General features: G+C 39.8%; 5 protein-coding genes and 1 pseudogene. 3 read left to right on the plus strand and 3 right to left on the minus strand.

Annotation, left to right across the window (positions count from 1 at the left end; all coding sequences use genetic code 11):
• Nucleotides 1-158 precede the first annotated feature (158 nt).
• The 3 genes and pseudogenes from F6K64_RS37115 to F6K64_RS37125 all read right to left on the minus strand — a co-directional run bounded on the left by F6K64_RS37115 (nt 159) and on the right by F6K64_RS37125 (nt 5,825).
• Nucleotides 159-564, minus strand: a pseudogene (locus F6K64_RS37115) (DUF433 domain-containing protein).
• Between the two features lie 379 nt (nt 565-943).
• On the minus strand, nt 944-2,086 hold the full coding sequence (locus F6K64_RS37120; RefSeq protein WP_287267941.1) for a glycosyltransferase: 1,143 nt from the start codon (nt 2,084-2,086) through the stop codon (nt 944-946).
• Between the two features lie 103 nt (nt 2,087-2,189).
• A complete protein-coding gene (locus F6K64_RS37125; protein WP_287267942.1) occupies nt 2,190-5,825 on the minus strand; it encodes a DUF4114 domain-containing protein in 3,636 nt (1,211 codons plus the stop codon).
• 679 nt (nt 5,826-6,504) lie between these two features.
• On the opposite strand from F6K64_RS37125, the gene F6K64_RS37130 reads away from it, so the two are divergent.
• Genes F6K64_RS37130 through F6K64_RS37140 form a run of 3 tightly spaced genes read left to right on the plus strand, consistent with a single transcriptional unit; the run spans nt 6,505 to nt 11,498 of the window.
• On the plus strand, nt 6,505-7,227 hold the full coding sequence (locus F6K64_RS37130; protein WP_287257206.1) for a hypothetical protein: 723 nt from the start codon (nt 6,505-6,507) through the stop codon (nt 7,225-7,227).
• The gene (locus F6K64_RS37135) at nt 7,224-8,126 is read left to right on the plus strand and encodes a DUF1822 family protein (RefSeq protein WP_287267944.1); all 903 of its coding nucleotides are present in this window, start codon (nt 7,224-7,226) and stop codon (nt 8,124-8,126) included. Before F6K64_RS37130 ends, F6K64_RS37135 begins: the two co-directional genes overlap by 4 nt.
• A 21-nt stretch (nt 8,127-8,147) precedes the next feature.
• Nucleotides 8,148-11,498, plus strand: coding sequence for an NACHT domain-containing protein (locus tag F6K64_RS37140; RefSeq protein WP_287267946.1), 3,351 nt, complete (start codon nt 8,148-8,150; stop codon nt 11,496-11,498).
• Nucleotides 11,499-11,664 lie beyond the last annotated feature (166 nt).

Here is an 11,664-nt window from a genome sequence, read left to right on the forward strand (position 1 = left end):
ATAGCTGATAGCTGATAGCTGATAGCTGATAGCTGATAGCTGATAGCTGATAGCTGATAGCTGATAGCTGATAGCTGATAGCTGATAGCTGATAGCTGATAGCTGATAGCTGATAGCTGATAGCTGAATGCTTACCTAAAACCTATTTCAAATGCGTTTTAGGTTACAGCCTTAACTGATTTAGTAGACTCTTGCTGAGCATCTGCTTCTGCTTTTAATTGCCGAAACCTCTGCCGTGCAGGGGAAGGATTACGTTTTTGCTGTTCTCGTTGTTGACGGCAAAACTCTAGCCAGTCAGCCAAGTAAGCCCTGACCTCTTCTTTGTTGTGTAGATAGTAGAGGATGGTGGCGTAGACTTCTTCTAGCGATGCAGCGCGGTCTTGGGGGTTTCCCCCATGAGCGACTGCATCAACACAAGGTAATGGTATCAAATTGTTCGGCAATTTCTTCCGGGGTTTTGGCACGATAGATGTATTCGTAGAGGACACTTTCGATGCCAATGCGGCTACCTTTGATGCGGATATCATCAGAGGCTAGGAAGTTGAAGTAGTCTTGGATTTGCATATAGCAAAGGGAACAGGGAGCAGGGAGTAGGGAGTAGGGAGTAGGGAGTAGGGAATAAAAATTATCACAATTCCTACACGGATTGCTATAGCAATTTGCAATTACCAGGTGAAAGTTCTTTTGAATTATAGCGTTTCGTGTAGGAATTGTAAACCAGGATTACAGTTTTTGACCTTGTCCTGATGCAGTCGCTCATGGGGAGGGGCTGCATCAAGACAAGGCAGGGTTGATTGATAACTATCGGCTGCTAGCACAAAATAGCGTTCTCTTTCTTGCGCTTACTCTGACATTAATGTTCCATAATTTTTGAAAAAATTTGTAGATGAAACAGTCTTTTTAAAGATGAATATTTATGCTGACTTCTGGAGGAGATCTTGTTTTAAATTAAAGCTGCCAAAGTCTTTTGAAATTGAGAGAATTCAAAGGTCTCAAGTGTTCGGGGTCGTAACTGTTCGGGCTGGTATATCATTTTGTTGGGATAGGAACCTTGCAGAATCTGAATGAGACTCCAGGCGATCGCATTCACATCTTGTGGATCAACTAAGCATCCAAGGTTGCCATTTTCCAGCGGTTCAACAGCCCCATCCTGGTTTCCAGCTAACACAGGTTTACCACAAGCAAGGGCTTCTAAATAGACAATTCCAAAGCCTTCAATAGAACTGGGTAAAGCGAAAACGTCGCAGAGATTATAGTAGTCACATAACTTATCATCCGGTACAAATCCAGCTAAAGTAACGCAGTCTTCTAAGCCAAGTTGCTGAACTAATGCTTCAATCTCAGGTTTGGCATCTCCCTTACCAACAATAATATAATGAACCTCCGGAATCTGACGGCGAATTTGAGGTAAAGCTTGAATAATTTGGAAGTAGCCTTTGTGAGGAGCAGCAGTTTTTCCTAAGCGAGAAACCGTTAAAATAATAGGCTGGTGGGGAGAAAGTTTATAGTTTTTCAACAGATGAAACGGTTTTGGTGCAATGTTAAATTGCTTTCCATCGAAGGTATTGGGTAAAATAGAAAGATGAGAAGGATTGAGCTTTTGTTCATGGAGAAGGCGATCCCGTGTATAGTGACTAACGGCAATTATTTGGTTTGCATGACGTAATGCTTTCTGGCGGAGGGGATGTTTGAGGTTCCAAACTTCGTCACCATGAGCCACAACCCAGTAGGGAATCCCTGTCAGTTGTTTAAGCCAGTAGCAAGGAATGCTGTAGTTGATGTGGGTGGTAATCATAAGAGTTGGTCGTTGCCAAATTCCCATTAAAATAATTTTCAGGGTAAGGAGAATATTTTGTAGAAAGCGGTAAAATTTACCAAAGCAATGAAATCGACTTTGTGGTAGAAATTGAGAGTTAGGCTGACAAGAGGTATCGTATTTGAGGAAAATATCGTATTGGGCTTCTGGATAGAGAGTTTGTAAGGCTTGGATCAAAAAGGTGGAGTAGACTTGAATTCCGCCTTTGAAGTTAAAGATGTTGGGAACAATTAGGTAGAGATGAGGTGCTGTTGAATGTTGGTTAAACATTTTGATATTTTATTGTTGGAATTATTTTTATGAAAACACCTTCCACATTAAAATAAAATGTAGAAGATGTTTTTGGATTGAATATTTAACCTGTCGGCAGAATTCAGGCTGGTCTTAGTTTTACTCTTACAGGATTGAAGGAAAGAGTCACGGAGGGTTGATCATCCCCCTTACTATCTCCTTGAATTGTATATTCTCGCACTAGCTCATCATTATCTAGAGAAATAGTTTGAGGTTCAAGCAAATCAACATCTATAGTTTCTAAGACATCTCGGCTATCGCTGATAATTTCATCAATCACAAAGCCTGGATAACGTTGACTAACATCAACTCCAAAACTTTCAAGCACGCCTGCAAACGTTGTAAAATCTTTTATCGTCTCTTCAAAAGTTGCAATTACATAAGGACTTAAGATAGTGCCATTTGCACTAATTTCCGTCTCAATTTCAATACGTGGACCGTTACCGTCGAACTCATCATCTCCCCGAACTCTTGGAGGTTCAAATGAAGTGATATCTCTCAAAAAGAAGGTATCTTCTACTAGCTCTCCTGTTGTCGATGATCGCAATCTTAGTCTTACCGGATTGAAAGAGATAGAAACAAAGGGTTCATCACTACCTCTTCTTAGTTTTTGCCGAGTGTCTCCTTGAATTTCATACCTTGCCACCAAATCGTCTCCGTCTTGGTATATTACTTGTCTGTCGTGCAAATCGACATCTGTTGTCTCTAAAGTATCTAGTCCACCGCCTCTAATAATCGAGTCGATGACAAAGCCAGGATACATACTGCTGATATCAATACTACTTGAGAAAAAACCATCAAAAGTTGTGAAGTCTGATTTTGTTTCTTCAAAAATGACATTGCCTGTAGCTTGTAGCGTAGTACCTCGCTCTACGGCTTGGGATTGAATTCGGATTCGAGGGCCATTTCCTTTAAACTCACGATCTCCTCGAGTATTTGGAGGTGTAACAGTAATGCTAGGGATTTGAAGATTGATTTCAGGTCGAGCTTGGATCTGCTCAAGTCTTTGAATTGCTTGATCTGCTTGAATTAAACCAGAGCCTGTTGCATTATCAATTCCTGGATCTAAGTCAGGAGTATAGGGATTCTCCATATCCAGAGCACTTTCTTGTATTGCACGATAAAGTATGTCAGGAGGAGTGCCTGGAAATGCTTGCAGCATCAGAGCAGCTACACCAGCAGCATGGGGAGCAGCAGCAGAGGTACCAAAAAAATTTGGGAAATTATCTGGTTCAAAGTCATTATCGTCTACGCCATCTCCGTCATTATCTACAAATGCAGGGAAGAATGTTGTATTGGTTCCATGAGGAGCCACAATTTCAGGCTTTTGACGGATTTCCGGAGTTACTAGCCGATTACCTGATTGGTCAAACAAAATAGTGGTAGGCCCAATTGAGGAGCTTGGTGCTAAAGTAGTTGGATTTCTATAGAACCCTGACCCAACAGCCATTGCACCAACTGCTGCATGATGTCCATATACTGTCGGTGAATTAGTAGAAAATTCATTAATTACTGTTGCTCCTGAACCTGGGTTGAAAAGAATATATTTCAGATTTCTAGGAGCATCTCCGCGAGGGTTCGTGATTGCAAGGTTGAATTGGGCTGGTATTGGATTCCCATTAGCATCTGTATTTCTGTTGGTAAATCTAAGAACCTCTACTGCATCTCGACCAATATTTCGATCTGTACTTCTTGCTAAAACTCGATTACCAGTGTTGTCAAGTAAATAAATATCAAGATCGCTAGTTGCACCCCCACTTTCAGGACTAGCAGAAAGAAATGGAGAATCCCACTGCAAAGAAACAACCAAGTTGGCATTCCCCGGAATCGTAATTTGTTGTAAAGTGTCTACACCTGGTCCTGGATTAAAATCATGAGCCACAGAACCTTGAATACGTTGACCACTAGAGACGAATGAGCTTTCATAGGAGTTATTAGCTTGGTTACCAGCACTTGAGAAGTATGCAACGCCTTGAGTCACGACTTCATCAACAGCTTGTGCAATAATTCCATCTTGGAACATTGGCTCAGCGTAGATACTAAGATCATCGACAATTATGTTAGCACCAGCATCATCCATTAATTCTTTAATTCCGTTAGCAAAATTAGCTGTGCCATTGAAACCTGTATGGAATGCTAAACCAGCACCAGGAGCTACATCATGTATGAGTTGTGACATAGCACGACCTTCATCTGTATCCCTAGAAGAGCCTTCTTCCAAGATATTTACAACTGCCGTGAATCCATTAGGATTGTTAACTCCTGGAAGATCTCCACTCCGTATGTCATTAACTTCTCCTCCCAATACGTTGTAACTATCTGAGATAACTCCTACAGTCACTCCAGCTCCATTTACATTGAAGTTTTGGCGTGCATCATTAGAATTGATAGCTTGGTCAATCTGGCTAATAGGAGCTCCTGCATCAGCAGCTCCTATGTTAGTTAATGGCTGATATGCTGGCTTTGCAAAGGCTAGGCTGTTCAAAGCAGATACTTCATTGATTAATTCAATTGGTAGTAGCCCTGACACAACTGATTTAAATGCCACACCTTGTTGTAAGCCTAACGCTGTGAGGTCATTTAGCAGCGTATCTGCATCGTCAAATGCAACAGCATCGATAACGACCTTTCCTTCATTAACTTGTAACAAGAAGTTATCTGGCTCAAATTCTGAACTTGATTCATTTGTTTGTTGATGAGCGATATATTCCAATTGAAGCTCAACGAGATCAAAACCTACTTTAGAGCCAGACGTATCTGGATCACTCAACTGGAAGTAATCAACTAACGCTTCACCTAAGTCTGTATTTTGCCAATTACTTTCTGGAGTCACTATCTCACTGAGTAATGTTGCCTCTCCTGTTGCCCCTATAACTTTAAAAATCAAGTCGTTATAATCACTATCCGGTTTACCCCACTGGTCATCGAATCCAAAAGTATGTCCATGACCTGTAATATCTACCATTGTTCCCAGACCATAAACATCCTCTGAGTCAGCAGCCGTCATCGAGAACAATGGACGTTTAGAACCGTCAATACTCGGATCCTCAAAAACTTGCTGAACCTTGCCTTTGGGAACAAACAAGATGCCAAATTCATCCCCAGGATTCATGGCAAATGTCTTGACATCCTGATATTCTCCACGATTCCAATTTTCTTTTTCATGTTCTCCTAAAATACCACTAAATCTTGACCCTTCTTCTAGATCAGAAATTACCACATGACCTAACTCTGAACCAGTCAGAGCGCGACGAGCAGCTTCTCGAATAAATGCTTCTGAACCGGGTTCAAATTCAGCCATATCTTCTAAACTGAAGATGGCTAATTCTCCTTTGTATTTGCCCCCATCAAATAAAAAGTCAAATGTAATCTCGCCATCTGCTCCGACTGTTAAAACTCCTGAATCAAATTCAGAAGTATCCAAATCATCAAGATTTCCTACTAATGTCTCTGAGTTACTTGTACCCGTCAGTAAATCGCTGCCGTCTTGATTAGCTTGAGGTTCCGTAGCGGTTGTTTCCAAGTTCAAATTTAGGTCAGTTGTTAAGTCAGAATGGTCAGAAATCAAGAGTTGATCTGAATCCAGGTCTGAACTGTTAAGGGAAAGTAATTGTTCAGAACCACTGAAATTAAGAGAAATTTTAGAGCTTTCTAAGTTCTGGTCTAAACTCAGCAAAGTATTCTCCGAGTTGGAGATGGGTTCAACAATATCCAGCACAAATCCTCCTATCCATTGTCGGATTGGTAAAATACTGATCAGCCATTTTTGCGGCGGGCTTAAATTAGCCTTCCGTTGAATACATCAATATATCGGTGGTTTTGAAAAAAACTGTGCAAAATCTGATCTAAGTCATTGCAAAGCCAGTAATGATCAGCTGTATAGGGTGCATCTGAGATTTGTAAACAAGAAGGTAAATGATGTAAGTGTGGTAAATGTAGTAAATGCTGTAAATGTGGTAAATGTGGGAAGTTTTGGCTAATTTCAAAAGCGATGCAGTGAGGTAGCGCGGTCTTGGGGAGGCAGCGCGGTCTTGGGGGTTTCCCCCATGAACGACTGCCGTGGTTCCCGCCATGATCAACTCCATCAAGACAGTGAGATGCAGCCCTTCAATCTCAAGTGCTTCATAAGAATTATAATTATCAACAGAAGAGTCATTGTTAGTTCCCTCTCAGGGTAAAGGCAAAAATTAATAATGGAGCATAATTATCAACACTATTGATAAAAGTATGCAATAGTGCTGATAATCAAGGCTTAATATGGTCATAATTATTGCCCCATATCACATTTTGGCTCAATTTTTCTGGCGCTTACCCTAAGTTCCCTCTGAATATTCTTGTTTATTGAAATATCAGGGATTAAAGAGTAATCTACACCAGTTATCAAAAAAAAGATGACTATGACAGATCAACAATTACTGGCACTTATTAATAAGATTTGTGGCAATCAGGACTTTCAGAGTGAAGAACGGCGACGGGATATCCATCGACTATTACTTGAATGTCAGCAGTTACCCGGACTCCGAAAATCTTCTTATCCCCTTTATTTGGAAGCTTTAGACCAAACTTGGGAATGGGTAATCAAAAATATTTGTGCTTTTGAACCCAAACCAGACTTAGCAGTTCAGACAAGCTTGTTAAAATGGATAAATGGTTATCTAATATGGCGGATTAAAGATTTATATCTTAACCAAGCATACCAACATAGTCGTGAGTCTAGTTTAGATGTCTACATCAATGAAAATTCGGACAATCCCTCAACACTACTAGATCAACTTCCAGATGGTGGTTTTGAGACTCCTACTCTCAATGGAATTGACGCTTACATTGATAAACTCAGAAATCAGAAAATTCTGGAAATATTTGAACAATTAGAACGTTACGTAGAGGAAGATCCAGACCATAGCTTTCAAAAGTGTCATCCTCGTAAGCGTCCCGATTGTAACTGTCAGCTCCTTTGCCAAAGGTTACTTTTCAAATACCCACCAGAGAAGTTAACTCACCTCAGCAGGGAGTTGGGCATTAAGTACGATACTATCATATCCCATTGGAAAAGAAAATGCCTACCACTCCTTCAAAAAAAATTGAAGGATATAGGATACTCAGGAGAGGAAGAATCATGACAACTCAAAACATGGAAAATTTAGAAATTACTCTCGGCATTGAAGCTCACCGCTTCGCTAGCAAATTCGCAGCGGAACAAGCCACAACTGCAAAAAGTAAACAGGTTTATTTTAATACATTAGCGGTTTATGCAGTTCACAGATATCTTAAGTATCTTGGCATTGACACGGATTTAAACGAAAGTGATTGTTGGAATCCAATTCTAAGACATCAATGGAATGTTGCTGATTTAGTTGTTCCTGACATTGGCAGATTAGAATGTCGTCCTGTGCTACCTGGAGAAACTACTGTGTCTTTACCTCCAGAAGTAACCGAAGACCGGATTGGTTATCTTGCTATTCAGTTTAGCGAACACTTAGATCAAGTCCAGCTTTTAGGATTTGCTAAAACAGTCGTTGCAGATGTTATCGAAGTTAGTCGGTTGCGCTCGGTTGATGACTTGATTGGTGAACTCTCACCTCTACCGGTAGTAAACCCCTTAAAATTAAAAGACTTGGAAAAGCTTTTTGATGACACATGGCAAGCTGTAGATGCTGTCCTGGCACCTAGACAATTTGCATTTAGAAATCTAGAAATAAACGATGATGTTATTGAACGGGCTAAAAAAATTACTCTAGGTTTATCAGCAGATTCTCAACAAGTAGATTTAGTAGTGAGTCAATGGTTGGCAGAAAATCAAGAGGTGGGATTTTTATTTCAAGTTCATCCTACAGAAAAGAATGAGTTTTTGCCTTTGGGTTTAAAATTAAAAGTCATGCTTGAGTCAGATAGTGAGGAAGTAGAAGCCCAGGAAGCAGACAGTTGGATTCAGATTGCCTTAACTGAACTTCCAGGAAAACTAGTCACTGTTCAAATTTATCTAAATGATGAATCTGTAACTGAGGAATTTGTTGCTTAGCTCTACACAAAGGCAAATAAAATGAGTAAGACAGTTATTATTATCCCAGAAGATGGCAATTTTCAGCGAGGTTTTGGTCAAGCTACCATCAAGATTGTGGAGGAAGGTAAAAATGATCCAGAGAACTACAGACAGATATACTGTCAACTACCTCAAATCCCAGAAATTCTCAGGTATTATCAGGAATGGCAGGATAAATATAAAACCCTTCTGGAGTCTTCTAGGGATGAGGATTCTAGAGGTATTATACGGACTATACGTCCTCGGTTTTCTATCCCTGAGTACATAGCTAAGTGTGATCAGTCCCTTGATCTTTTACGCAACGATCTCAATCATTGGCTGAGGACTACAAAACAACAACTCGAACAAATTCTCGATCTAAACTCCCAGGATGAAATTCAGGTCGTTGTTCAAACACATGAGATTACCTCTGAATCCACCAAAAATATATTACACAAACTACCCTGGCACTGCTGGGACTTGTTTATTGATGACTGTTTTGGTGATGTTGCTCTCTCCTTCGCTGCATCAGAGCAAATTGCCGCTGCTATTGTTACTGACCAGAACTCAAATTCCCAAAGACCGAAACGGGTCAAAATCTTATGTATTTTAGGAGACAGCGGTCAAGGTATTGATGTGGAAGCTGATAGACGATTACTCCGAAAGATACCAGGAGCATATTGTGTTTTTCTGCGACAGCCAACTCTTGAAGAATTGGAATCATTTTTAAATAAATCTTGGGATATTCTATTTTTTGCTGGACATAGTGATGTTCAAGAAGATGGTCAAACTGGCTTGCTCAAAATTAATTCAGAAGAATCTCTAGATATTCAAACGATTAGAGAGACGATGGAAAGAGCCATTGAGCAAGGTATGAAGTTGGCTATTTTTAATTCCTGCAATGGACTGGGATTAGCACGTCAACTCGCAGATTTAGATATTGCTCAGATTATTGTTTGGCGAGAACCCGTTCCTGATCAAGTGGCACAAGAGTTTCTCAAATATTTTCTGGGATTTTTCACTACGCATTTATCTCTATATCGCTCTGTACAGGAAGCTAGAATCAAGCTACAGAGCTATATCAAAAAGAACAAAAATAAACTACCAAAAGTCAGTTGGCTACCAGTCATTCATCACAATCTAGCTAAAGAAAGCATCACCTGGAAACAGTTACGGGGACTCTCAGATACGGACACTATGCCCTCAACTCCAGCTCCTGTCAGTTCCTGGGGGATAGTAGGATCTCTCTTGCAATTAATGAAAATTGATATTGCCAGCAAGAAAGCTAGTCCCCGTGAAACCTTACTTAAGCGGGTAGAAAAATTCTGGATTCAAGGTGTTCTTAAGAAGTCTTTACATATCGAAGAAACCCTTGAATTGGGTCTAATTGAAGACCCTAGCGCCGTGATCAATCCCTCAAGTCAACAAGGAGCAAATTCAAGTCGGCAAAGACAAGATCTGCCTGAAGGAACTAGAGCAATTGACGTATTTGGGGAACTTGAAAACACCAGAACAATGCTGATTCTTGGTAGATCGGGGTCAGGTAAGACCACCGCACTTCTCGAAATTGCTGATGAATTAATCAGTGATGCCAGGAAAAACACAACCCTACCAATTCCTGTAGTGCTCAACCTTTCCAGTTGGGCTGGGGAGAAAGAGCCAAAACCCTTAGCCCAGTGGCTGGTTACGGAACTGAATAGAATCTATCAGTTTTCTGAAAAGCAGTGTAAGGATTGGGTAAAAAATCAGCAACTACTACTTTTCTTAGATGGTTTAGATGAAGTCAGAGAAAGCAAAAGAGGAGATTGCATTAGAGCAATCAATCAGTTTATAGTAAACTATAAAGAAACCGAAATGGTGGTTTGCTCTCGAATTCGAGATTACCACAAAATTTCAGAGAAGCTTCAATTTCAAACTGCTGTTTTCTATAGGCAACTTACAGACCAACAAATCCAACGGTATTTTGACGATGCTGGAGACGCCTTGTCAGGAGTTAAGGAATTAAAAGAAGAAGACGAAGCCATACAGGAATTAGTGAAAAGTCCTCTGACTCTAAACTTTATTGCTGTTGCCTATAAAGGTCAGACAAAAGATGACTTAAACAATGACTTAAACAATGACTTAAACAATGACTTATTAGACATAAGCTTATTTGAAAAACGTCGAAAGCATTTACTTGATGCTTATATTCAAAAAAAACTTGAAGAAAAGCCGGTAAAATTTTCAAAAAAAAGCTCAAAAAAATGGTTAATTTGGATAGCTCATCAAATCACACAAAGAGAGCGAAAAGAATTATTAATTGAGCGGATGCAGCCTGATTGCTTACCTGTAGGTATTCAACAATGGATCTATAGTGTTGTTTTTAGAGTGATTCTTGGACTGATAGCTGGATTGACTACAGCCTTACACTTTGGTACCCAGGTTACCGATGATATAGGAGTACAAATCTCCTTGGTAATTCCTTCAGTGATAGCAGCTATAGTATCCTGTCTAAGTTTTCCAGTGCTATCTTATTTGAGAACTATAACTATACCAGGTTTTAGGGTTGAGTTGATCCCTCAAAAAATCCAAAAACTATCTCAAAAACTATCTAAGCTTATTCCTGGAATTATATCTGGGCTACTCTATATCATCATTACTGCTTTAATGATCTATCCCATGGTTGGAGAGGGCATAAAAGATGATAAATGGAGGGCTATTCTATCTCCTGTGACGGCTGATGGAGTAGCTATGGGGTTCTTGTTAAGCTTTATCAACAGAGAAATAGGAATTATTGACACTATCAAGCGAGATCCTAAGCAAGCCATAAGATATGGAACGGTTGGACTAATAGGTGGTTTAATTTATATCCTTGTGCGTTTGTTGTTTACAAAAAGATATGATCTCAGCCAGTTCGGAGCTTATTTTGATATCTTTATTGAGGTTATAGTATTCTCAACACTTCCTGGACTGGTTGGTTTTTTAGGCAAAGGAGAAAACCTAGAACAAACCATAATTCCTAACCAGGGTGTTTGGAAGTCAGCTAAAAATGCTGGTATTTTCTTTGGAATCTTTTTTTTTGTAGGAATACTCTATAGCTTAAATTACATCCAAGCACCTCATGAGCTCATCAGTATTGCATTAGCGGTTGGTTTACTTACTGGGATAGTAGGTGGAACAGGACCAGTATTTGCTGGAGTTGTTTTAATTCAACACTTTACGTTACGTCTAATTCTCTGGTGGCAAGGCTATACTCCTTGGCATTATGCCCGCTTCCTTGACTACGCCACAGAACGTATCTTGTTAAGAAAAGTTGGGGGTGGTTATATCTTCATTCACCGCATACTGCAAGAACATTTTGCTCAAAGATATTCTGGAAACAGGGAACAGTGAATAGGGAATCGGGAATAAGCTGTTCGGCATTTAAATTGGTATAATAAAAATTAATAAATAACCCAATAATAGGAAATATGCCAGCAAAAAATTATCTGACAGCAAAAAACAATACTTCAAAAAGCCTTAAAAATAGAAGAAAATGGAAATATTAGAGAACGTATTT

Origin of the sequence: Moorena sp. SIO3A2 (genome assembly GCF_010672265.1) — a bacterium.
Classification (GTDB): domain Bacteria; phylum Cyanobacteriota; class Cyanobacteriia; order Cyanobacteriales; family Coleofasciculaceae; genus Moorena; species Moorena producens.

Excerpts from the sequence above, each read along its gene's own strand:
- F6K64_RS37120 (WP_287267941.1), bottom strand. The coding sequence starts at position 2,086 with ATGTTTAACCAACATTCAACAGCACCTCATCTCTACCTAATTGTTCCC.
- F6K64_RS37130 (WP_287257206.1), top strand. The coding sequence starts at position 6,505 with ATGACAGATCAACAATTACTGGCACTTATTAATAAGATTTGTGGCAAT.
- F6K64_RS37135 (WP_287267944.1), top strand. The coding sequence starts at position 7,224 with ATGACAACTCAAAACATGGAAAATTTAGAAATTACTCTCGGCATTGAA.
- F6K64_RS37140 (WP_287267946.1), top strand. The coding sequence starts at position 8,148 with ATGAGTAAGACAGTTATTATTATCCCAGAAGATGGCAATTTTCAGCGA.